Source organism: Staphylococcus pasteuri, assembly GCF_030547725.1.
Lineage (GTDB): Bacteria > Bacillota > Bacilli > Staphylococcales > Staphylococcaceae > Staphylococcus > Staphylococcus pasteuri.
Map to the genome: position 1 here is coordinate 1 of NZ_JAUOQO010000692.1, position 248 is coordinate 248.

General features: G+C 29.8%; 1 protein-coding gene. It reads left to right on the plus strand.

Translation table 11 applies throughout. The features are described from left to right. A partial coding sequence (locus Q4528_RS15175; RefSeq protein ID WP_303522529.1) for a metal ABC transporter permease occupies positions 1-212 on the plus strand: 212 nt, incomplete at its 5' end. Positions 213-248: the final 36 nt, after the last annotated feature.

The following is a 248-nucleotide window of genomic DNA, read 5'->3' on the forward strand; positions in this document are numbered from 1 at the left end:
CTTCTACTGCATTCTTAATATGTAAACATTTATATAGCATGATGGCAGTAGCAAGTGTTATAGGTGTTATTAGTTCAATTATTGGACTTTATTTCAGTTACATATACAACGTACCTAGTGGTGCCGCTCTCGTTCTTTGTACTTTTGCTATTTATGTCATCACCTTAGGTATTACAACACTTAAAAATAAACACAAAAGAGTCGTTGTTTAAATGAAAAAATTAATACCTTTATTAATAGCATTCTTT